Below are 23459 nucleotides of genomic sequence, written 5' to 3' on the forward strand. Positions count from 1 at the left end.
CCCACCCTATCCGAGGCACGGTCACCGCTCATGGAGGCCCACATGCCGCGTGCCGACGCCCCGCGGGGCGCCGTCAGCCACTAGGCGCGCCGCGCCGCGTCCTCCAGGTCCACGGTGGACACCGCGGCCCCGGCAGGAACCAACGCGAAGACGCGAGAGTCCAGCTTCTTCATCTCCCCACGTAGGGCGAAGCATAGGCCGGAGGCGAAGTCGATGACCCGCTTGGCCTCAGAAAACTCCATGTCATTCATGTCAAAGACCACGGCGTCCCCATCGCGGAAGGGCTCGCCCACGCTGGCCGCCCGGGTGTAGGAGGTCAGCCGCACCGCCACCACGCGCGGGGCATAGCTGGAACCAGTCCGCGGCGCGGCGGGGCTGTAGCCCGCCTCCGGCTCTCCGTAGCGTCCGGCGCCAGCGGCGTAGCTGCGGTCTTCGCGGTAGGTGTCATAGTCATCAGCAACCTCACGCGGGGCGCGATATGCCGGCTGATAGGCGGCCGAGCCGTGCGCGCCATAGGTGGACTCTTCTGCGTAGTACGCGGCCTCCGAATCCATCTCAGGATCAAGGGGCGCAAGTCCAAAGAATTCCTTAGCGTTCTTAATGATCGACATCGGTGTTATTCCCCTTCGCGTGGCGCTTAGTACGTGTGTGGTCATTGTGGCGCAATGCGTACCGCGCGGCCTGTGAATTGGTTTACGTATTATCGCGCTCAGGCTATCGGCCGCGGACCCATGATTGCGGTTCCGACACGCACAATGTCAGTTCCGGCTGCAATTGCTTCATCCAAGTCCGCTGTCATTCCCGCGGACATCTGTAGTGGTGTGCCCAGGGTGAGACTCAGGGCGTCGATACGCTGCCGAAGTTCGCTAAAAACTACTTCCGGTTGGGCACCCAATGGGGGCACACACATCAGCCCGCGCAGCGCGAGTCCCTCCGCGGCCAGGATCGCCTGCGCAACCGCCTCCACATCGCCGGTAGCCGCTCCCCCACGAGCCGGATCCCCATCCGCACTGACCTGCACAAAACAGTCAAGGATGGCGCCTTGCGCACGCTGCCCATCCGCCCACGCGCGCTGCACCCCGCGATCCAGCGCGGCGGCGAGCTTGACCGAATCCACCGAATGCACCGCCTGCGCCCACCGCGCCACCGAATTGGCCTTTTTGGTTTGCACCTGGCCGATCATCACGAATCCCATATCCGGAAGCTCGGCGGCCTTCGCGCGCGCCTCCTGCTCCCGGTTCTCCGCCACCTGGCGCACCCCCAGCTGGCCGAGCACGGCCACATCCGCCACGGGGTGGAACTTGGTCACCGGCAGCAGGGTCACGCTGCCTGCCGGGCGGCCTGCGGCCTCCTCCGCCTGCCGGATGCGCTGGCGCACCGCCGCTAAATTGTCCGCCAACTCCTGGCGCCGCGATCCATGCTGAGCCATGCCACAAGCCTCCTAACGCTCTCCGTGCTGTCCGGGCTGTTCGGTCTGTCCGGGCGCACCGTCCAGCCACACCACACCGGCCTGGCGCCCCGTCACGCCCTCCCGGCGATAAGAAAAGAAATCCGAATCGGTGACCGTATCGCGCGGATCCACGTCGACGGCCTGCACACCCAGGCTAGACAATTGGCGCTCCAGCCCGGCGCGCACGTCCAGCCCCCACGTGCCCCGCTGGGTGCGGCACAGGGATCCGGGAAGGTGCGCCTCGACGTCGCGAGCCATCGCCTCCGGAACCTCGTAGGATTGCCCGCCGGCGGCTGGGCCCAGCAGCGCGTGCATGCGCTCCGGTTGGGCCCCCAGCTGGACCATGGTGGCCACGGCGGCTGCGACGATGCCGTTGCGCGCCCCCATGCGCCCGGCGTGGACCGCGGCGATGACGCCGGCGGCTTGGTCAGACAGCAGCACGGGCACGCAGTCGGCAACCAGGACGCACAGTGCCAGTCCCGGCTGCGTGGTCACCAGGGCGTCGGTGGCCTCCACGGGGGTTGCTGTGGGTTCGTGCACCACGGTGACGGTGGCGGAGTGAATCTGCTCCATCCACACCAAAGCCCCCGGATCGAGCCCTACGGCCCCCGCTAATCGACGCCGATTCGCCGCAACGTCCGCGGCATCGTCGCCCACGTGGGCCCCCAGATTGAAGGACCCATACGGCGCGGCCGACACGCCTCCCGCGCGGGTGGTCATCACCTTGCGCGCGCGGAGTGTGTCGGCCGGAGAAGTGCGCGAGTTCACCTGGCGCAGATTACCGCAGGAAGTCCGGCACATCCAGCTCGTCTTCGCCGGACGGGGCGGGACGCGAGGAGCTGCCGTGGGTGAACAGCCCGGAGTCCGTTCCGGTGCGCGTCGGAGTGGCGCGGCGATCCAGGCGGTGGCGGGCCTGATCCGCGGCGCGGTCCTCGTCCTCACCGAACAGGGAGCTGCGGTGGGTGTCCGGCGCCGGGGTGGGGTGCGACTGTGCGGCCTCCTGGGTGGCGTGCGAGCCGGTGTCCTGGCTGTCCTCCACGCTGGAGATCGCGTTGCTGGCGGCGTCGAAGCCGGTGGCGATGATGGTCACTCGGACCTCGTCGCCTAGGTTGTCGTCGATGATGGTGCCGAAGATGATGTTGGCGTTATCGTCCGCCTTCTCTTCGACCATGGAGGATGCCTCATAGACTTCCTGGAGCCCCAGGTCCGAACCACCGGCCACGGAAAGTAGTACCCCGTGGGCGCCTTCCATGGTGGACTCCAGCAGCGGGGAGTTGATGGCCTGCTGTGCGGCCTCCATGACGCGATTGTCGCCGCGGGCAGAGCCCACGCCCATGAGGGCGGAGCCGGCATCGTGCATGACAGAGCGCACGTCGGCGAAGTCCACGTTGATCATGCCCGGGGTGGTAATCAGGTTGGTGATGCCCTGCACGCCGTTGTGCAGCACCTCATCGGCCGCGCGGAAGGCTTCCATCATCGACAGGGAGGCGTCGCCAAGCTGGAGGAGGCGATCGTTAGGAATCACTATCAGGGTGTCACACACCGCGCGCAGTTCCTCGATGCCATCGAGGGCCTGGCGGGTGCGGCGCTTGCCCTCAAACTTAAACGGACGCGTGACTACCCCTATGGTCAACGCACCCATCTTCTTAGCGATACCCGCGACCACCGGCGCCGCGCCGGTGCCCGTGCCGCCGCCCTCACCGGCGGTGACAAAGACCATATCGGCGCCCTTGAGCGACTCTTCAATCTCGTTTTTATGGTCCTCCGCCGAGGCGCGCCCGACCTCCGGGTTGGCCCCGGCGCCCAGGCCACGAGTCGCCTCGCGCCCGATATCGAGCTTGACGTCCGCGTCAGAGAACATCAGGGCCTGGGAGTCGGTGTTCACGGCAATGAACTCCACCCCCTTGAGCCCTTCTTCGATCATCCGGTTGACGGCGTTGACGCCGCCTCCGCCAACACCGACGACCTTGATAACGGCGAGGTAATTATTCGGGGAGGTCATGGGTGGTGGTCTCGCCTTTCAGTCTGGAAATTAAGCATAAAAGTGTGTCATGGTGCGCTCCCCCCTTAGTCGGCGGGTGCGCGCGTCGGCGGCGGCTGCGCTGCACGGTTGTGGCCGAGACGCCGCGCGCCTTCGAAGGTGTCTCCATCATGTGCGATAAGCCCGCGCAGTTGGCGGACATTTTTTGGCGGCGTGTCGCCTGTCTCAACCACTACTTGAGGGTTCGCGCCTGGCCCGCCCTCAGCGCACGGTGACCAAGGCGGGATTAGACACGTCCCAGTGCGCGCCCTCGCGGCCCAGGATGGCGTGCACTGCCCGGGCCTTGTCGTGGGAGTTTTGTGCCGTGCCCCAAAAGATGGTGCGCCCGTCAGTCAGGACCAATTCCAGCTGCTCAGAATCCGGCCCCGCAATCCGGGCGACCTGCCCCCTGACGGGCTCCTCCAGGCTCGCGGCCACCTGGGCCATCGCCTCCAGGCCTGCGGCGTCTTCCGACGCCTTGCCGGTTGCCTCGATGACCCCCGGGGCCGGATCCGCACGCACGAACCCAATGCCCTGGCTGTCTACGAGCACGGGCTGGCCGGGGCCCTCCCGATGGAACAACACGACGGTGCGTTCCTCAAGCTCAATGGCCACGGTCCCAGGAAGGGACCGCGACACCGTCGCGGAGGCCACCCACGGCACCGCGGCCACCGCACGGGCAGCCGCTGCCTCATCCACGCGCACCAGGTTCATGCCCGTGACCACGCCGCTGGCGTTTTCCACGTCCTCGACGCTGACTTGCCGGTTGCCGGACACGGTAATCTCCGATACCCGCAGCACCGGCCACATCCACACCACCCCGGCCGCCAGTGCGAGCACGACGATAAGCGCCCCCGCACCCACGGCCAGGCGGCGCGGCCAGCGGCGGCGCGGAAGTACCGCGTGCGCATCGCTCGGCTGCGCGGCGGCGGTGTCCTGGGCGGCGGAGGGGTCGCGGCGTCGAGACGTGTTGGTCCGAACGTCGTGCTCCTGCGGGTGCTCCCCGTGCGTGTTGTAGTCCATAGCCGCCTCGTCCCTCGTGCGCACTTACCGTGCGCTCAACAACTCCACAATCCGCGGACCCAGCGTGGTCACGGATCCTGCCCCCACGGTCAACACCAGGTCGCCCGGCTTCGCCGCCTGCGCCGCAGCCTGGGCGGCACGGTCGAAGTCCGGCTCCACGATGACCGTCGTGGCGTCGACGCCATCGGCAATGAGCTGGGAGCTCACGCCCGGGATGGGCTCTTCGCGCGCGCCGTAGACCTCGAGCAGAATCACCGTATCGGCGGCCGAGAGGGCAGCCGCGAACTCGGCGGCAAACTCCCGGGTGCGCGAGTAGAGGTGCGGCTGGAAGACAACCACAAGGTTGCCCTCGCCTGCCGCCGCCAGCCGGCCGCGCGCGGCGGCCAACACCGCCGTGACCTCCGTGGGATGGTGGGCGTAGTCATCATAAACGTGCACTCCCCCGGCCTGGCCTTTCGGTTCGAAGCGGCGCCGCACCCCGCCGAAGGAGGACAGGCCGGCGGCCAAGGCCTCCGGTTGGCCGCCCACGAGCACCCCGGCGAGCAACGCCGCGGTGGCGTTGAGCACCATGTGCATGCCCGGCACGGTCATGGAGACGGACACCTCGGTGGTGTGCTGCTCGCCGCGCAGCTCAATGGTGGCCCGCGACTCGTGCGCCGAGTGGTCAACATCGACTACCTGCGCCACGCAGGGCACGTCCGGGTGGGCCGCGGCCGCCTCAGCGGTGCCATAGCCGGCCACGGCGATGCCGCGGTCCAGGGCCCGCCGCGCAAGCTGGGCGGCGTGGGTGTCATCGAGGCAGGCCACCACGTGCCCGCCGGGGACGATGCGCTCGAGGAACTGGTCAAAGACCGCAAAATAGGCCTCTGGCGAACCGAAGAAGTCCAGGTGGTCCGGCTCGATGTTGGTGACCACGGCGACCGTCGGCGCGTAGCTGAGCAGGGAGGCGTCCGACTCGTCGGCCTCGGCCAAGAAAACATCGCCGGTGCCGTGGTGGGCACCCAGGCCCGTGGCGGTGAGCTGGCCGCCAATGGCAAAACTGGGATCCAGTCCGGCGGCCTGCATGGCCACCACCGCCATGGACGTCGTGGAGGTTTTGCCGTGCGTGCCCGCGATGAGCACCTGGCGGTAGCCCTCCATGAGCTGGGCCAGCAGGTCAGAGCGCCGGATGACCGGGATTCCGGCCTGCCGGGCGGCCACCAGCTCGGGGTTATCGGCGGGGATGGCGGCAAAGGAGATGACCACCACCTCCGGCAGCTGGCCGGACAGGCTCAGGTGGGCGGCATCGTGGCCCACGGCCACGTGGGCGCCGGCGGCACGCAGGTCATCGAGCACCGTCGATTCCGCACGGTCGCTGCCTGAGACCACGGCGCCGCGGTCCAGGAGGATGCGCGCCAGCCCGGACATGCCGGCGCCGCCAATGCCCACAAAATGGACGCGATCGAGGCTCATTTGTGCGTGTCCTTTCCCCGTCGGCGGGCAACCCCGGCGACAATGCGTTGCGCGATCACGTCGGCGACGTCCGTCGCGGCCTCGCGCACGGCGGCCGCCCGCATCTGCTGGTAGGCGCCATGATCAGAAAGAGTGCTGTCCACCTCGGCGACAAAGCGGTCCGCGTCGAGGTCACCATCTGCGAGGATGCGCGCGGCGCCGGCGGCCACCGCGTCGCGGGCGTTGAGGCCCTGCTCCCCGTTTCCGTGCGGCAGGGGTACGTAAATCGCCGGCAGCCCGGCCGCGGTCACCTCCGCCACCGTCATCGCGCCCGAGCGGCACACGATGAGGTCAGCAACGGCATAGGCGGCCTGCATGTCCTCGATGAACGGCACCGCCGTGTAGTGCTCGTGGGGTTGCGGCTGGTCATTCTTCTTGCCGTACGCGTGCAGCACCTGCAGCCCGGAGTCAACCAGCCTGTCCACCGCGCCGGCCAGGGCCGCGTTCAGGCTGGCCGCACCCTGGCTGCCGCCGGTGACAAAGACCGTGGACCGATCCGGATCCAGGTTCCACTGCTCGCGGCCGCGCTGGGCAGCCTCCCCGGCGCGATCGCCAGTCAGGCCGCGGCGGATGGGCACGCCCACCACCTCGCCGGGGATTCCAGATCCTTCCACCGCGTTCAAGCCGGTTCCGCCCAGGCGGATCCCCAGCTTGTTGGCCATCCCCGCCCTGGAGTTAGCCTCATGGACCCAGAAAGGAATTCTCAACGACGACGCCGCCAAGTAGGCAGGTGCAGACACGTACCCACCGAAACCGATGACCGCGTCCGCGCCCACATCCTTGAGCACGGCACGCGTCGCGCGCACCGCCGCACCCACCTTTCCGGGCAGCGCCAGCAGCGCGGGCGTGGGCTTGCGCGGCACAGGTACCGGGGGGATCATCCGCAAGTCCACCCCCCGCGCCGGAACCAAGTCTTTTTCTAATCCGCGAGGGGTACCCAGGGCGGTCACGCGTGCCGCATGATTGGCCTGGAGTGCCTCAGCTACCGCGAGGGCAGGCTCGATGTGGCCTGCCGTGCCGCCGCCGGCGACGACCACGCTGATGGGGTCGTGCGCACCCGGCGCATCCTGGTGAGGTTGGGACATCAACGAAAATACTTTCCTTGGAATCTAACTCAATGGGTCAGGGACAACAGACAACACTAGTAGTGCCGCGGCCGCCGCCCCGGCGGGTAGGGCACCGAGGTCGCACCCCGCGCGGCGCGCTGTGGTGCGGAAGGGGAGGCGTCGATACGCGAGGCACGTGCCCCAGCGGCAGGCGCCTCGGTGGCTGGGCTGGGCTCCGCGATGAGGAAAAGGCGATCAAACAACGGGCGCCCATACGACTGCATAGCGGACACCGCCTCCGGCTCATGCCGAGCGATGTTGGCCAGCAACCCCATGGACGTCAGCGTAATAATCGCCGAAGTGCCGCCCGCTGAAATCATGGGCAACTGGATACCGGTCACCGGCAGCAGCCCCACCACGTAGCCAATATTGATAAACGCCTGGGAGATCACCGCCGCAGTCAGCGTCGCTGCTAGAAGGCTTTGGTAGCGATCCTGCGCGCGCAGCGCCGTGCGTAGGCCAAAGAAGCCCAGCACCCCGAACAAGGCGATGACGATCACCCCGCCCCACAGCCCTAGCTCCTCGCCGATGATGGCAAAGATGAAGTCATTGTGGGCCTCCGGAAGATAGAACCACTTCGCCCGGGACTGCCCCAGGCCCACGCCGGTCAGGGAGCCATCGGCAAGCGACAAAAACCCCTGGTAGGACTGGAAGGCCTTATCGCGCGTGTCATCAAAATGGCCGATCAGCGCGTCAAAATACACGTGGAACCGGTAGGAGCGGAAGCCGCCACCAACCAGCACCCACAGCATCCCCACAAAGCCAATGACCACCGCCGCGGCAATCCACGTACGGTGCACGCCCGCGAAAAACAGCGCAAAGCCCACGACGATGGCAAAAGACACCGCCATGCCCAAATCCCCCTCCGCCATGATGAGGATGAGCAGCACCGTCGCCACCGCCGCATACACCGTATACGGGGTGCGCAAACCCGACCCCTGGATGCGCCGATTAGCCAGAAAATCCGCGCCCACAATAGCGATGGCCACCTTGGCCACCTCCGAGGGCTGCAACCGCAGCGGGCCCAGCGCAATCCACGACTGCGAACCCACCTCCGCGCGGCCGGTACCAATCCCCGGAATGAGCACCGCCACCAGCAAAACAACCGCAAGGCCCACCACCCACCAGGCAACCTTGCGCACCGCCACCGGCGGAATCTTCAAACACGCCCACATCATCACCAGGCCGCCGCCAACCATCGCGGTCTGCCGCGCGGCCGAACCCCACACCGAGGAGCCCTCAATGATCGACCACGTCATGGAGCTCGACATCACCATCACCAGGCCCAGTCCGGTCAGGGCGAATACGGCCAGGCGGATCATGAAGTAATCCAACAGCGGGCGGCCGTCCATCCAGGCGCCCGCGCTGCGGATCGCCCGCCCCAGTGCCGACGAGCGGCGCTGCCCACCAGCCACGGCAGCGCCGGGCTGCGCGGCACGCGGGGGCTGACCTGCCGGTCCCGCCGCGCGGGCCGAGGTGGGACGGCCCGGCTGGCGGGCCTGGCGGGGCTGGCGGTCCTGCCGGTCCTGCCGGGGCTGGCGCGGCTGGCCAGGCTGCCGCGGCTGGCGGGCTTGACGCGACGACAGCGGGGTGCGAGGGGCCCGACGGGGCCGCTGTTGTTGCCGGTCACTCATCGATGCTGGCCTCCTCCATGAATTCTGCCCCGGGGCACCCCGGGGATGCGGCATAGGATGCCCCGCCGAGTCTAGGCGGTCCCCGCCGCAATCCCCGACTCCGACTCACGAGCGGCCGACACCCGCCTACAAGGAGCCACCCCGGCGCCCCTAGCGGGACGAGCTACCCGCCACCTCCCGCGCCGCGGCAGCGAAGATATCCCCGCGCTGCCCCATCCCCGAATACATGTCTAACGACGCCCCCGCCGGGGCCAACAGCACCGTATCGCCCGGGCGGGCAGCGCTCGCCGCGGCAGCCACCGCCTGCTCCATGGCCGCGACCGGATCAGTCGAATCAACAACCACCACGGGCACCTGGGGTGCATACTCCGTCAGGGCGGCAACAACCAGGTTGCGGTCAACCCCCATGACCACCGCCGCACGCAACCGCTGCGCGTGCGAACGCACCAGCTCATCCACGCTGGCGCCCTTGAGCTGGCCGCCAGCGATCCACACCACGTTATCGACGCCCGTCAGCGCCGCATCAGCGGCATGGGGATTGGTGGCCTTGGAGTTATCCACCCAGGACACCCCGCCCGCGCGGTGGACCTCCTGGCCCCGGTGTCCGGCAACCTGGAACTGCCCCAGTGCCGTGGCGATCGCCGCAGGGGCAACGCCTTGCGAAAGCGCCATCGCGGATGCCGCGGCGGCATCGAGAATCCCCGCCCGCCCGGCGGGATTGATCCCTTCCACCGGGGCGAGAATCTCCTCGTGCCCGTCGGCGTTGTACACCAGGTGGTCATCGACCACGCCGACGTCTCCCGCCGCCGGGCGGGCTGCGCTGAAACCGATGACCCGCTGGTTCGGGGCCACCGGGGTGGCGTTCACGCGGGCATCGTCACGCGCAAGGACCACCACGGGGCCCCGCAACGCGCGCTGCTTATCGGCCGCGTAGTTGGCAAAACTACCGTGCCAATCCAGGTGATCATCGGCCAGGTTGAGCACCACACCCGCTGCCGGCACCAGGCGGGGCGCCCAATGCAGCTGGAAGCTCGACAGCTCCGCCACGAGCACATCCACCCGCGGCGTCGCCCGCAGCGCATCCGCAACCGCCACCCCGATATTGCCTACCGCGCTTGCCGCACGGCCATCCGCCACCAGCATCGCTGCCAGCATCGCCGTGGTGGTGGTCTTACCGTTGGTACCGGTGACCACCAGCCAGGTGCGCGGCGCGCCGAACACGCCCGCAGCATCTAGGCGCCACGCCAGCTCCACATCGCCGATGACCTCGAGGCCGCGGGCGGCGGCGTCGACAAGCAGCGGGGTATCCGGCCGCCACCCCGGGGAGGTGACCACCAGATCACCATCGCGCAGCGCCAATCGCGCCTGCTCCACACCACACGTGGCCACGTCCGGCACCTCTGCGCGCAGCGCGGCGATGGCATCCGGGTTATCCTCCGCGACCACCACCTGCGCGCCAAGATCAACCAGCAGGCGGGTCACGCCGCGACCAGACACCCCAGCCCCGGCGACCAAGATCCGGCCGCGTAATTCCTGCGGCAGCTCGTCCGGCAGCTCCCGCCGCAGCGCCTCCGGCTGCCCGTCGCCGTGGGACATCAGCGCGCCCCCAATCCGGTAGCCGAGGACAGCAACTGGCCCACGCTGTCATCGCCGGTGGCAGCCAGCCACTCGCCGTAGAACAGGGACACCCCCAGGCTCACCGCCACCGCGGCGATGATCCAGAAGCGAATCACCACCGTGATCTCATCCCAGCCGGAATGCTCAAAGTGGTGGTGGAACGGCGCCATCTTGAAAAAGCGCTTGCCCGTCGTCCGGAACACCGCCACCTGGATCACCACAGAGGACACCTCCAGAACAAACAGTGCGCCGATGATGATCATGAGCAGCTCCGTGCGCGAAGCCAAGGACAAGCCCGCAACCAGGCCGCCCAAGGCAAGGGAGCCGGTATCGCCCATGAAAATCTTTGCCGGTGCGGCATTCCACCACAAGAACCCCACGCAAGCACCCAGGCCGGCAGCCGCGATGATGGACAAGTCCAGCGGATCCCGGACCGAATAGCACCCGGCAACAACAGACTCATCACAGGAGTTGCGGTACTGCCAGAACGTCAACAGGGTATACGCGCCCATCACCAGAGCAGTGGTGCCCGCGGCCAGGCCGTCCAAGCCATCCGTCAGGTTGACCGCGTTGGACCACGCGGCGATGAGGAACACGATGAACACGATGAACACCGCGGTGCCCACGCCGCCGCCGAGGGCCAGGTCCACGGTGGGGATATCCCGAATGAAGGAAAGCATGGACGACCCCGGGGTCAGCCCCTCAGAGTTTTTGAACCGCAGCAGCAAGAAGCCGAAGATGATGGCCACCGCCAGCTGCCCCGTCAGCTTGGCGGTCTTATTCAACCCCAGGTTGCGGTTCTTAAACAGCTTGATGGAGTCATCAGCAAACCCCAGGCCGCCCAGGCCCAGGGTCAAGCCCAGCACCAGCAGGCCAGAAGCGGTAAAGCCCTGCTTGCCGGTAGCCAGACCGATGAGCGCCGTCGCACAATAGGCCACCGTGATCGCCAGCATGATGGCAATGCCGCCCATGGTGGGCGTCCCGCGCTTTCTCAGGTGGGAACGGGGACCATCCTCACGGATTTCTTGACCAATGCCCTCCGCGCTAAACCAGCGGATGAGCACCGGGGTGGTCAAGATAGAGACCGTGAAAGCGATAAGTCCTGAGATAAGAATCTGAGTCACGGCCTAGCATCCTTCGCTGTCAAAATGTGTATCACTATCGGTGGAGTCTGTGGGGGTTGCGCCGGGGGCGCCACCTAGGGTTTCGGGGGCGTCGGCAAGCAGCAGCTCTGCCACGCGCCACAACGCCGCCGCGTTTGAGGCCTTCACCAGCACCACGTCATGTGGCCTGGCCACGGCGCGCACCGCGGCAGCCGCCGCAGCCGGGCCCTGGCGCTGATCCTGCGCCCCCTCGCCCGGGTCCACCCGCGTGGTGGGCACCCCGGCCTGCTCTGCTCCGCGCGCCAGGGCATCAATGGCCGGCGAGGAGCCATACGCAATCAGGTGGGCGATGCCCCGCTGCGCCAGGCTGGCGCCAAGCTCCTGGTGGGCGGCCTCGGAGCCCTCGCCCAGCTCGCCCATTTCGCCCAACACGGCTATCGCCCGGGCGCCGGGGTGAGCAGCCGCGGCGGACTGTGCCGCCGTGAGCCCAGCGGCCATGGAGTCTGGGTTCGCGTTGTAAGAATCATTGATGATCGTCAGCCCGGTGGCTGAGGTGCGCACGTCCATGCGATGGGCAGACACCCCGCGGCTGTGGCTCAGCGCCGCCGCCACGGCATCGATGCTCAAGCCCGCGGCCAGCCCCAGTGCCGCCGCCGCCAACGCATTGGCCACCTGATGGGCGCCGAAGACCTGAAGGTCCACGTGCGCCGTCTGGTGGGATGCGGAATCTGCCAGCTGGGCGTGAAGGTCAAAGCTGGCGCGGGTCAGCTCGTCGAGCTGGCACCCGCTCGCCCACACCTGGGCGCCCGGAGCACCCTCGGCGCTAAAGAAGGTAATTGCCGCCGAGGTGCGCGCAGCCATCCCCGCGACCAGTGGATCATCCGCGTTGAGCACCGCAACCCCGCCGTCGGCGGCAGACGGCAGCGCCTCAACGAGCTCGCCCTTTGCCTGGGCGATGGTCTCCCGGGACCCAAACTCACCCAGATGCGCGGTCCCCACATTGAGCACCGCACCCAGGCGCGGCGGGGCGATGCGGGCCAGGGCGGCAACGTGGCCTACCCCACGGGCAGACAGCTCCGCGACGAGGAAGCGGGTGGATTCGGTGCACCGCAGGGCGGTGTAGGGGTGTCCGATCTCATTGTTGAACGACCCCGGCGGGGCCACCGTCGGGCCGGCGGCCTCCAGCACGGAGGCGGTGAGATCCTTGGTAGACGTCTTCCCGGCAGACCCGGTCACGCCGATGACGGTGAGCCCCTGCTCAGCCACCAGGGTGGTCACCACATGGTGGGCAAGGGCGGACATCGCCCCAATCACGCGGGCGGCCGAGCCATCCGTGTCATGGGCAAGCGCATAAGCCTGCGTCGAAGGCGCCTCAGCAGACGCCTCAGCAGGAGCCTCAGCAGACGAGGCTGCCGGGGGGACCACGATGGCGGGTACGCCGACGGGTCGAGCGGCCAGGACTGCGACGGCGCCAGCGTCGATGGCCTGGCGGGCGAACTCATGCCCGTCGACCTTTTCGCCGGCGAGCGCAACGAAGAGCCCGCCGGGGGTAACGGCGCGCGAGTCAAACTCGACGCTACCGGTGACCCGCGCGGTGGGGTCGGTGACGTCGGCGAGGGTACCGCCGACGACGGCGGCGATCTGTTCCAGAGTCAGGGCTATCATGTCGGTCCTTTAAGTTACCTTCCCGGGCGCTAGTCGCGCGCGCCGGGCTTGCCCTCCAGGCGGGCACGCAGCGCTGCACGCACCTCTTCACGGTCATCAAAGGGGTGCGTGACCCCTTTGACCAGCTGCCCCGTTTCATGCCCTTTGCCTGCAACGACGACGGCGTCGCCGGGCTGCGCCCAGGCGATGAGCGCCGCGATCGCGCGCGCCCGATCAGCCTCTTCTTGGACCTGTGCACCACTGTTCGCAGCCGCCTCGCGGGCGCCTTCGAGCAAGCTCTGGCGGATCGGGGCGGGGTCCTCGTCACGCGGATTGTCATCGGTGATGATGACAAGATCCGCCCGCTGTGCCGCCGCGCGTCCCATGATCGGGCGCTTCGAATGATCCCTGTTTCCGCCGGCGCCCACCACGATGCCCACTCGCCCAGAAACCTGGGAGCGCAAGGTATCCAGCACCTCCGCAACGGCGGCCGGCTTGTGCGCGTAGTCCACCACGGCGATGAAGTCTTGGCCGGCGTCAACGCGCTCCATGCGCCCCGGTACCGCAACCTGCGACAACCCGTGAGCGCAGCGCTCGGCGTTGACCCCGGCGGCGTCGGCAAGCGCAATGGCCAACCCTGCGTTGGCCACATTGAATCTGCCGGGAAGCGGCAGGTGCACCGGGATCGGGCCGGCGGCGCCGGGCAGTCCAGAGAGCACAAAGTCCTGGGAGCCGTCCGCACGCACGGTCACCTCGGTGGCGGTCACGGTCGCCTGCTGGCCGTCGGTAGCCACGGTCACCGCGGTGCCCGCACGCTCGGCCATCCGCTGGCCCCACTCATCATCAATGCACACCACCGCCGTGGCGGCCGCCAGCGGCGAAGCGGGATCAAACAGCCGCGCCTTGGTGTCAAAGTAGTCCTGCATCGTCGGATGGAAGTCCAGGTGATCCTGGGACAGGTTGGTAAACCCGGCGACCGCAAAGTCCGTGCCCGCGACCCTGCCCAGGGCAAGTGCGTGCGAGGAAACCTCCATGACCACATGAGTGACGCCGGCGTCGCGCATGCGGGCAAACAGCTCCTGAAGCTTCGGCGCCTCCGGAGTGGTCAGGGAGGTGGGAACCGCGGTGCCATCAATGCGCGTGCCCGTGGTCCCAATCAGCCCCACCTTGTGCCCGGCAGCCATCAGGCCGGCCTCCACCAGATAGCTGGTGGTGGTCTTCCCGGAGGTCCCAGTAATACCAATAACCACCATGTCCCGGGACGGATAGCCGTAAATCAGCGCCGCCACCGGGCCCATCGCCGCGCGCACATCCGGCACCACCACCACGGGCCGCGTCTCCCCCGCCTCAGCAAGGATCTGCGCGCCCTGCTCATCAGTGAGCACCGCACTCGCGCGTGCCGACGCCGCGTAGGTCGCCCCATGCACGCGCGTTCCCGGTACCGCAGCAAATAAGGCCCCCTCCGCCACCTCAGCGGAGTTCAGGCCCATCGACGTGATGTGTATATCAGCCTCATGCACCACCGTGGCATGGGCACACTTAATGATCTCAGCCAGTCTCACACCCATCGGTGTGTCTCCTTTGTCATCTTTATCATCGACGATTCCACACTAGTTTTTACCCGGGCCGCCACCGGCGACGCGCTCGAGCGGCCCCGATGGTAACGCGGCGGCGCGTGCGCGCCCCCACGCTCACCCCAGAGCATCAATTGACCTGCAACGTGAGCATCCCCTCTACCGGAGCGGACAAGGCCACGTTATCCCGATCCAACAGCCAGGAGGCAACATCCTTGAACAACGGGGCTGCGGACTGCCCGCCGGCCCCGTTGGGGCCCACCCCCCGCTGCGGAGCATCCACCATGATGGCGATGACATAGCGCGGATTGTCCGCCGGGGCGATGCCGGCGAAGGTGATCCAGAAGCTGCTCATGGAATAGGCACCCGTATCCGGGTCGACCTTCTGGGCCGTACCCGTCTTCCCGGAGGTCTGGTACCCCGGAATGGCCGCGCCCGGGCCGGTACCCTGCTGAACCCCCGTGGGGTCCGCCTGGGTGACCGCCCGAAACATGTTAACCACCGTGCGCGCAGCATCAGGGCTGAGCACCTGCGTCTGCGCCGGAGGATCCTGGGCGACCTCCTTGCCGTCCGGCCCGGTGACCTTCTTGATGATCCGCGGCTCGATGCGCTCCCCACTATTGGCCAGGGTCTGATACACGCTGGCCATCTGCAAGGTCGTCCACGACATGCCCTGCCCGATGGGCAGGTTGGCAAAGGTACCGCCCGACCACTGCTCGTGGGTGGGCAACAAACCGTAGGACTCGTTGGGCAGCTCCACCCCGGTGGGCCGGCCAATGCCAAACCGGTCCAAGTAGTCCGCGAACTTATCCTCGCCCAGGCGCTGGGCCAGCATCAGCGTGCCTACGTTGGAGGACTTGCCAAAAATGCCCGTGGTGGTGAAGTCCACATCCCCGTGCTCCCACGCATCCTTGACCGTCACCCCCGCCATAGAGATCGCCCCCGGCACCCGGTGCACCTCATCCGGGGTGGTCAGGCCCTCTTGAATCGCCGCCGACGCGGTGATCACCTTAGCCACCGAACCCGGCTCGTAGGGCGCGCTGATGGACGTATTGTCAAAGTCCTTACCCCGCTTGAGCTGGGCCTCAATGTTGCCATTGGGGTCGATCGTCCCGGTATTGGCCATCGCCAACACCTCCGCAGTCCGCGCATCAAGGACCACCGCCTCCGCGTGGCGTGCCCCCGAATTCGACTTGGCCTGCTCAAGCTTCTGCTGGAGGTAGGTTTGCAAGTCCACGTCCACCGTCAACTCAACGTTGGCACCATCCACCGCAGCAACCTGGTCGCGCAACGTGCCCGGGATGATCTGGCCGCCCGTAGACACGTCCTCCGTCTGCCGTCCATTGATCCCCGACAGCAGTGCGTCAGCGGAGGCCTCCAGACCGAACTGGCCCTGCCCATCCATAGAGACCTTGCCCACCAGGTTCTCCCCCACCGCACCATTGGGGTACTGGCGGATATCCTGATGGTCCGCCGCCACCCCGTGGAACGTCGCCGCAATATCGGCGGCTACATCCGGATCCACGTTGCGCACCAACACCTCATAGTTGGAATCGGCGTGCAGCTTGGCGGCAATGTCCTTGGAATTGACCTCGTCTGTCGACGCCCCGGCCTTAGCGATCATCTCCGGGATCCGCTTAGCCATGTCCTTCAGGGTGTCTTCCACCCGGTCATCCAGCCGCTCGGAGCGCTCCTGCTCGCCCAGGCCCGCCAACGAGCCGTCCGTGCGGGCATCAAGGTCCTTCTGCTCCTTCAGCTCCGAGCGCAGCACCTTCGGCGAGACAGTCAAAGACCGCGCCTGCATGGTAAAGGCCATCTGACGCCCCGTCCGGTCAACCACCTCACCCCGACGCGCCGGCTCCACGTACACCCGAGCCCGCTGCTCCTGCGCCCGCGCCGCTAGATCCGGACCCCACACCACCTGCACCCACGCTAACCGGCCGCCAAGAACCACGGCGATAGCAACGATCACAGCGGTAACCAGGCGCACCCTGTTGGTCATGAGCACACGCTGCGTCAGCCGCGGCGCCCCCTCACGCCCAGCCGCGCCGCCCGGACGAAAACTCGCGCCAAACCCGGCTTCAGCGCCCGCACGTTCCCCCCGCATCCGATCCCCCGGGTCCCCAGCATCGCGGGGTCCCCGGCGCCCCGGCCGCCCGGTACTGCGATCGTGTGAGAAAGTCACTGAAAGAACCTGCCACCTTCCATCACCACTGTGTACCCGGGCCATGACGCCCAGGTTGACAGCACACCGGATATCGCGCGAATAAAGAGCTGTTTACAGGACGCTAACCCTACCCGGTGCACGCACCACGGGCGCGAAACCCACCGGGGACGCGTGTCGATCACCAAGCCGCGCGCAGCCACCTGACCGCGCGCCCACACGATGCGCCGCACACGTTTCTAGCCAATATACGGCGGCGGGACCGCGCCCGCCCCGCCCGGCGCCGCCGGAGCAGGAACCCCAGAAGGCGCCCCTGCGGCCGGTGCGGCAGGCCGCTGACCCGCCGCAGGCACCCGCGCCTGGCCCTGCGGAACCTGCACCAGGTTGTTGCCCAGCTCCTTAGTCTTATCCGGGTTGCTCGAGGCGCGATGCCCCTTATCGGAGGAATCGTTGATGTTGAGCAACGCCGTCGACTCTTCGCCCGCGGGGCGGGCCTCTTCAACCTGCCCATCCGGAGCCACCGCCAAAATGCCGGGCTGCTGGGGCACAACCATCCCGCGATCAGTGGCTTGCTGAGCCAGGTGAGCCGCCGAGCGCTGGACTTCCAAGTCCCGCTTCAGGGTCTCTAGCTGGTTATCTAGCTGGTTTTCCTGGGACTTCAAGTTCTGCAGCTCGAAGGTTTGCTGCGTGGACATGCCCGACAGGGTCATCGCGACGACCACACCCACCAGCAGCAGCACAAAGGACACCGCGCTGATGCGCATGACCCGGCTGACCTTCTTGGTCTGCACGGTACGGCGCCCCCGCACGGACACCACCTGGCGGGATCCCAGCCGACCGCCCTCCGGCTTGGGCACAATCCGGCGCACCGGGTTGCGCGGCAGGCGGCGGCCCGGCGCAGCCGGAGCTGTGCTGATCCGCGACCGCGAATCACGGTAGCCAGGCTCCCGGTATCCGGGCTCGTGGTACCCGGACTCCCGGTACCCCGGGTGCAGCGCGACATCCCGGTAGTCCTCCACGACCTCGGTGGCCACACCACGGCGCTCGTTTCGACGCCCTGCATTGAGGTCACGACGAGACTGCGGCGCGGTGCGTTGTGCGTCACGCGTCGGAGCGAAGCTCGCGGTCATGATTGTCCTCCATCAGTAGTCTCATCAGCGGAAAGGGAATGCCCATACAGGTCTGTGTGCGGATCGGCCAGGATCTTCTCAACCGCCCGCACGCGTACCGACGCCGAGCGCGGGTTGCGGGATACCTCGGCCTCATCGGCTTTCATAGCCCCGCGAGTCAGGGCACGGAAATGCGCTTGAGTACCGGGTAAGTCCACCGGCAACCCGGGCGGGGTGGTGTTCGCGCACAGCCGCGCGAATGCCTTTTTGACTAGCTTGTCCTCCTGGGACTGGTAAGACATGAAGACCACACGGCCGCCGACGCCCAAGGCGGCAGTCACGGCGGGCAGGGCCGCGCTAATGGAATCAAGCTCCCGGTTGACTTCCACGCGCAGCGCCTGGAACGTCCGCTTTGCCGGATGGCCACCCGTGCGCCGCGTGGCCGCGGGAATAGTGGCGTAGAGCAGTTCAACCAGGCGCCCAGAGGTGCTAAAAGGTTCGCGTTCGCGCTCCCGGATGACCGCCGAGGCGATCTTGCCGGCGAAGCGCTCATCGCCATAAGTCTTCAGCACACGCGCCAACTCGCCGTGCGAATAAGTGTTCAAGACATCCGCCGCGGTCAGCCCGGAGGATTGATCCATCCGCATGTCAAGCGGGGCATCGACCTTGTAGGCGAAGCCGCGCTCCGGCTGATCCAGCTGCATCGATGACACGCCGAGGTCAAACAAGGCGCCAGCAAGTCCGCGGTCGCGCGCGACGTCGAAGGCGCGGCCCTCGCCGTCACGCAGGGCCTCTGGAAGCTCATCAAAACGCGCGTTGACGGGGAAAAAACGCGGCCCGTAGGGCCGCAATCTCCGCGTCGCATCAGCCAAGGCTTGACCATCCCGGTCAAAGCCGATGACCATCGCCTCAGGGAACGTGCGCAGGAGATGTTCACTGTGGCCACCTGCGCCCAGGGTTGCATCCATGATGACGGCCTGTGCGCCTGCCGCCGTGATGGCGGGGGCGAGCAGCTCGGTGACTTCATCGCGCAGCACCGGAACGTGCCCGTAGTTGTCCTGCACGCCACGGTCGTGGGGCGAGTCTGTCAGTGTCATGTGGATCCTCCTCCCCGTCTTCGCAGTAGGTACCGGTTGCGGCTGGTGTCAGTGTCGGCGTCGATGCTGTGTCATCAGAGCGGATAGAGCCCCGCCCGGGATCACTCGGTCTGATGTCGGGGAAGTACACCAGAACGTTGAACCCGGGCAGAGTCCTACGCGCTCTGCACCTGGTGCACACCCCATGCGGGATGTGCGTTGCGATATTTAGAGAAGGCCACCCAGGATCTCGTCCGCGTCCGCGGCCGAGAAGGCCTCCTCGGTCTCCTTTTGGTATGCGGCCCAGGACTCTGCATCCCATATTTCAAGGAAGTCCACCGACCCGATGACCACGCATTCCTTGCTCAGGCCTGCGTAGTTGCGGTGTGCAGCAGACAAGGTGATCCGGCCGTGACCGTCCGGACGCTGCTCATCAGCGCTCGCGGCAAGGTTGCGGATAAACGCACGGGCCTCGGGGTTAGTCCTAGACACGGCAGCAGCCTTGCGCGCTCGGGCGGCAAACTCTTCACGCGGATAGACCGCAAGGCTGTGGTCTTGCCCCTTAGTGATCATGAGGCCACCAGCAAGTTCCTCGCGAAACTTAGCGGGAAGAGTCAATCGCCCTTTGTCATCGAGCTTCGGGGTGTAGGTGCCCAGGAACATTCCGAGGAGCACCTCCCTTCGGCTTTTCTGACTCCGACGAGCTTTCCTGTCATACGGGATTGCTGAGGCGTCTACGCACTGCTGGGGTCTAGCGGCACGCTGTTGGGCTTGCCTTCGGCTGCACCACTGCGCAGACACTCCATCAACCGCATGGCCCCACTTTACCCCACTTTCCCCCACCAACAACAGCCTCGTCTGTCACTTCTCCACCGCAACATCTATTTACACAGGTCACGCAAGCAAAATTTGGTGGGAGATTTTCCCGTAACCCCAGCACGCGCCATTAACTTCAGTCACATTGGCCACATACGCAACAGGGACACCTAGGCTTTATTTGCTCAACGTGCGCCTCTAAAGCAGCGCTAGAAAACAGTATTCACTCCACTTCCCCTGCGTCCACGCTGCAGCCTTGTCAGTCCTGGGCGCACGGCAAGAGACCAGGACTGCATAGTCCCTAGAGAGCCAGCCATCCCTCGCCATCCCGCGGGTGGGGCAAAGTGGGGAATATTCTTGAGGGCCACGCCACCAGCCCCCCGCACCACTTCCCCACCGCCCAGGGCCGGCCACCAGGACGCCGAGCGCCCAACAAAAAACCCGCGCGTTTCGCGCGGGTTGACACTAGCTAGTGGGCTACGAGCAACTAGCCCTCGAAGCGGCGACGGAAATTGTCTTCCATCCGTTGGCTTACTGAAGATCCCCCGGAGCTACGCGTTGCCGCCTTGCTCTTCCGTGTTGGCGCAGCGGCACCCGCACCCGCGTCGGATCCGCCCTTGAGCATCCACACGCCGGCACCGAACATGACGATGAAGCCGGCGATGCTCAGTGCAATAAACCACAGCGTGTGCTGGGACAGCGCAACACCGCCAATCAGCATGACCAGCCCAAGGACAATGAGCGAGATTCCTCGCAGCGTCACGCCCGAACCGTAGGATCCGGAGTGCCCGGAGACAGTGCGCTGAACCTGCGCGCTGAACCGGGGATCTTCAGCTAGGAGGGACTGCTCAATTTCTCGAAGGGCCCTTTGCTCCTGCTCAGAAAGTGACACTTTGCCTCCCATTCCTGGACGTCCCTGCCTTGATAGTGCCGGGTTTCTACATACTGCCAACGGCGGTGCGCGGCGGGGAGTTCCCGGCACGCATCTTCATTGTCCATCACCGGCCGCTCGGGCGTCATGAGCCCGGCGGTGCGAACTACCCCTTGACTATCCCCTACCTTGGCATATTTCGCAGCAACAGGGATAACGCAGCGCGGCAGGCCAACCGAAATCAGGGGTGAACTAGGCGGCCTCGAGGAACTGCTCGCCGCGCTGGGCCCGAAACTCCAAGAAATCATCGACGTGCTGAAGAAACTCCTGGATGATTCCACGCTCCGGCGTTGGGCTAAGCCCTGACAGAACCCGGGAGCGCATGCTCGAATAGGCCTTGAGCCGCTCAGCCCACTGGGCTTCCTCCGGGCCGACGAGTTCTAGCTGAGCCCACACCCCGCGCGGGAGCCGCTTCCGGGATCCCACAGGGGATTCTGCAACAATGGCCCCGGCGCAGCGCAGTGCGCAGCGGTACCCATATTCCAGGGCGTCCGCGACGTTGCCGCCATCAAGAGCCCGCTGTGTCTGCGCGCGCAGCATCCGCGCCTTATCCCCCCGCGAGAGGAAGCGCGCCCCCCGAAACGCCCGCGAGGTTGTTGCTGAGATGATCTCCGACACGATTCCTACACTCCTTTCTCTGGGCAGATACCCACGTCGCGGTTGTTGCCCACACCATAAGACTGGCCTGGGACGCGGGCCGTTCCCTGCCTTCATTATATCGCACACAGTTTCTAATTTCGAGTGCTACGCTGGACTTTTTCCCTCTGCCTGACAAATTGATTGGGCTTTTGCACACCAGGACCGGGCGCGCATGGTTGCATGGTGAACATGTCCGTGGTTTTGCGTACCCTCACCCCCGTAGAGTTCTGCGCTCTTGCGCCCGAACTCGTAGACATTTACCTCACCGCGATGCGATATCCGGCATCCCTCCACGCCACCCGGGTGGGCGTGTGGCGCAATGAGAGCCAATACCAGGGATTTCGTGGGGTCATTGCCACCGATGAAGACTTCATCGTCGGGCTGGGTTACGGATTCAGCGGTACGGATGCCACGTGGTGGCACCAGCAGGTCCGGCGTGGATTGCAAGCAGATTCCGCAGCAGACCCAAACATTTTGCGCAATTACTTTGAGGTCGCTGAGTTGCACGTTCATCCCGACTATCAGGGCCGCGGCGTGGGCACAGGTCTGCTCCATGAGCTGTGTTCTCAGGCGCACCACCCCCGCGCCTTGCTGTCCACCCCGGAGGTGGCCGGGGAAGACAACCACGCTTTCCACCTGTACCGGCACGTGGGGTTTAGCGACGTCCTGCGCGACTTCTACTTCGACGGTGACGGCCGGCCCTTTGCCGTCTTGGGCGCACAGCTTCCACTCAAACGCAACGACGAACCTTCCGGTAGGTAATCTTTAGCCCAGAAGGCGCATCCGACCTAGTGCGTCGTTTTCCCCGGCTAGAAGGGCACTGATACGCGTGGTACTTCCCATTGCCTCCCCCCTCGACTTTGAGGCCATTCCCACGGCCGTCACTGAGATCCTGGCCGACTACATCGATGGCCGCTGGGCGGAGATCGAACGTATCGGCGCACCCGTCGTGGCCGCGGTTTCGGAGCTGCGTACTTTTGTGCTCGGCGGGGGCAAACGTATCCGCCCGCTGTACGGGTGGGCGGGGTTCGTGGGCGCAGGCGGCGTAGACCGGGGCGAGAATCTCCACGCGGTCCTCACCGCTGTGTCCTCGCTGGAGCTGATTCAGGCGTGCGCCCTCATCCACGATGACATTATCGACGCCTCCGATACCCGCAGGAACGCACCAACGGTGCACCGGGGCGTCGAAAAGCGGCATGCCCAGCGCGGCTGGCGCGGTGACTCTGCCCACTTTGGCACCTCCGTGGCCACCTTGGTCGGAGACCTGGCGCTGGCCTGGGCCGATGACATGGTTCTAGACCTGCGGCTTTCGCAACAGGCCCGGCTCCGACTGCTTGAGCCGTGGCGGGCGATGCGCACCGAGGTCATCGGCGGGCAGCTGCTCGATATTGCGCTCGAGGCCACCGGCAGCGAGGATATCGCGCTGGCCAACAACGTCAACCGCTACAAAACCGCCGCGTACACCATCGAGCGGCCCCTCCACCTCGGGGCTGCCATCGCCGGCGCCGACGCGACGACGATCAGCGCATTCCGCGGCTACGGCCGCGACATCGGCGTGGCCTTCCAGCTGCGCGATGACCTGCTGGGGGTTTTCGGGGACCCGGAGGTGACCGGCAAGCCCGCGGGCGATGACCTGCGAGAAGGCAAACGCACCGTCCTGCTGGCGCTCGCGCTCAAGGACCTTGATCACCGCGACCCACACGCCGCGGCCCGCCTGCGCGCGGGAATCGGCGCGACCCAGGGGCCTGCGCACATCGCGGAGCTGACCAGCATCATCGCCGAAAGCTCGGCCCCGCAGCACGTGGAACAGCGCATCGCCACCCTCGTCGAGTCCGGACTGGAGCACCTGACCAACGGCGCCCACATCAGCGCAGAGACTACCGAGCTGCTGCGCGCATTGGCTATCCGCTCGACGTCGCGGAAGAAGTAGCCCATGCCCACGTCCCCCCAGGCAGACCGCTCCCCTCAGGCAGATAGCTCCCCCCAGGCAGACCGCTCCTCCCAGGCAGACCAGTCCCGCCCGCTCGCCCGGCCGGTCGCCGCCACCCGCACCGCGGACAAG

The 23459-nt window shown here is 66.6% G+C and carries 20 protein-coding genes; 2 read left to right on the plus strand and 18 right to left on the minus strand.

Annotated elements, in window-relative coordinates; translation table 11 throughout:
- Positions 1–80 precede the first annotated feature (80 nt).
- From LH390_RS07575 to LH390_RS07660, 18 genes are all read right to left on the minus strand, one after another.
- The gene (locus tag LH390_RS07575; protein WP_227281885.1) at positions 81–611 is read right to left on the minus strand and encodes a cell division protein SepF; all 531 of its coding nucleotides are present in this window, start codon (positions 609–611) and stop codon (positions 81–83) included.
- Positions 612–709: 98 nt separating this feature from the next.
- On the minus strand, positions 710–1429 hold the full coding sequence (locus tag LH390_RS07580; RefSeq protein ID WP_227281884.1) for a YggS family pyridoxal phosphate-dependent enzyme: 720 nt from the start codon (positions 1427–1429) through the stop codon (positions 710–712).
- Positions 1430–1441: 12 nt separating this feature from the next.
- The gene (pgeF, locus tag LH390_RS07585; RefSeq protein WP_227282577.1) at positions 1442–2170 is read right to left on the minus strand and encodes a peptidoglycan editing factor PgeF; all 729 of its coding nucleotides are present in this window, start codon (positions 2168–2170) and stop codon (positions 1442–1444) included.
- 58 nt (positions 2171–2228) lie between these two features.
- Positions 2229–3452, minus strand: coding sequence for a cell division protein FtsZ (gene ftsZ / locus LH390_RS07590; protein ID WP_227281883.1), 1224 nt, complete (start codon positions 3450–3452; stop codon positions 2229–2231).
- 240 nt (positions 3453–3692) lie between these two features.
- Positions 3693–4493: a cell division protein FtsQ/DivIB gene (locus LH390_RS07595; RefSeq protein WP_227326805.1), complete on the minus strand. Its 801-nt coding sequence runs from the start codon at positions 4491–4493 to the stop codon at positions 3693–3695.
- 24 nt (positions 4494–4517) lie between these two features.
- Positions 4518–5945 (minus strand): UDP-N-acetylmuramate--L-alanine ligase, encoded by a 1428-nt coding sequence (gene murC, locus LH390_RS07600; protein ID WP_227281881.1) that lies wholly within the window; start codon positions 5943–5945, stop codon positions 4518–4520.
- Complete coding sequence (gene murG, locus LH390_RS07605; protein ID WP_227281880.1) at positions 5942–7069, minus strand: undecaprenyldiphospho-muramoylpentapeptide beta-N-acetylglucosaminyltransferase; 1128 nt, start codon at positions 7067–7069, stop codon at positions 5942–5944. Before murG ends, murC begins: the two co-directional genes overlap by 4 nt.
- Positions 7070–7125: 56 nt before the next feature.
- A complete protein-coding gene (locus LH390_RS07610) occupies positions 7126–8724 on the minus strand; it encodes an FtsW/RodA/SpoVE family cell cycle protein (protein WP_399524407.1) in 1599 nt (532 codons plus the stop codon).
- A 150-nt stretch (positions 8725–8874) separates the two neighbouring features.
- On the minus strand, positions 8875–10320 hold the full coding sequence (murD, locus tag LH390_RS07615; RefSeq protein WP_227281879.1) for a UDP-N-acetylmuramoyl-L-alanine--D-glutamate ligase: 1446 nt from the start codon (positions 10318–10320) through the stop codon (positions 8875–8877).
- Complete coding sequence (mraY, locus tag LH390_RS07620; RefSeq protein WP_227281878.1) at positions 10320–11465, minus strand: phospho-N-acetylmuramoyl-pentapeptide-transferase; 1146 nt, start codon at positions 11463–11465, stop codon at positions 10320–10322. The genes murD and mraY overlap by 1 nt, the downstream gene beginning before the upstream one ends.
- A 3-nt stretch (positions 11466–11468) precedes the next feature.
- Positions 11469–13109 (minus strand): UDP-N-acetylmuramoyl-tripeptide--D-alanyl-D-alanine ligase, encoded by a 1641-nt coding sequence (locus LH390_RS07625; RefSeq protein WP_227281877.1) that lies wholly within the window; start codon positions 13107–13109, stop codon positions 11469–11471.
- A gap of 29 nt (positions 13110–13138) precedes the next feature.
- Complete coding sequence (locus LH390_RS07630) at positions 13139–14656, minus strand: UDP-N-acetylmuramoyl-L-alanyl-D-glutamate--2,6-diaminopimelate ligase (protein ID WP_227281876.1); 1518 nt, start codon at positions 14654–14656, stop codon at positions 13139–13141.
- A 136-nt stretch (positions 14657–14792) separates the two neighbouring features.
- Positions 14793–16664: a peptidoglycan D,D-transpeptidase FtsI family protein gene (locus LH390_RS07635; protein ID WP_227281875.1), complete on the minus strand. Its 1872-nt coding sequence runs from the start codon at positions 16662–16664 to the stop codon at positions 14793–14795.
- A 401-nt stretch (positions 16665–17065) separates the two neighbouring features.
- Positions 17066–17956: a cell division protein FtsL gene (gene ftsL, locus LH390_RS07640; RefSeq protein WP_227281874.1), complete on the minus strand. Its 891-nt coding sequence runs from the start codon at positions 17954–17956 to the stop codon at positions 17066–17068.
- Entirely contained in the window at positions 17953–19032 is a 1080-nt protein-coding gene (gene rsmH, locus LH390_RS07645; protein ID WP_227281873.1) for a 16S rRNA (cytosine(1402)-N(4))-methyltransferase RsmH, read from the minus strand. The genes ftsL and rsmH overlap by 4 nt, the downstream gene beginning before the upstream one ends.
- Before the next feature lie 207 nt (positions 19033–19239).
- On the minus strand, positions 19240–19674 hold the full coding sequence (mraZ, locus tag LH390_RS07650) for a division/cell wall cluster transcriptional repressor MraZ (RefSeq protein WP_227281872.1): 435 nt from the start codon (positions 19672–19674) through the stop codon (positions 19240–19242).
- A gap of 640 nt (positions 19675–20314) precedes the next feature.
- Positions 20315–20719, minus strand: a complete 405-nt coding sequence (locus tag LH390_RS07655; protein WP_227281871.1) for a DUF3040 domain-containing protein — start codon at positions 20717–20719, stop codon at positions 20315–20317.
- A 231-nt stretch (positions 20720–20950) separates the two neighbouring features.
- Complete coding sequence (locus LH390_RS07660) at positions 20951–21376, minus strand: SAV_6107 family HEPN domain-containing protein (RefSeq protein ID WP_227281870.1); 426 nt, start codon at positions 21374–21376, stop codon at positions 20951–20953.
- 210 nt (positions 21377–21586) lie between these two features.
- Between LH390_RS07660 and LH390_RS07665 the strand changes: the two genes are divergently transcribed.
- Together LH390_RS07665 and LH390_RS07670 are read left to right on the plus strand one after the other, a co-directional pair.
- Positions 21587–22159, plus strand: a complete 573-nt coding sequence (locus LH390_RS07665) for a GNAT family N-acetyltransferase (RefSeq protein WP_227281869.1) — start codon at positions 21587–21589, stop codon at positions 22157–22159.
- Positions 22160–22226: 67 nt separating this feature from the next.
- Positions 22227–23327: a polyprenyl synthetase family protein gene (locus LH390_RS07670; RefSeq protein ID WP_399524403.1), complete on the plus strand. Its 1101-nt coding sequence runs from the start codon at positions 22227–22229 to the stop codon at positions 23325–23327.
- Positions 23328–23459: the final 132 nt, after the last annotated feature.

The sequence above is a fragment of the Corynebacterium uberis genome, from assembly GCF_020616335.1.
Classification (GTDB): domain Bacteria; phylum Actinomycetota; class Actinomycetes; order Mycobacteriales; family Mycobacteriaceae; genus Corynebacterium; species Corynebacterium uberis.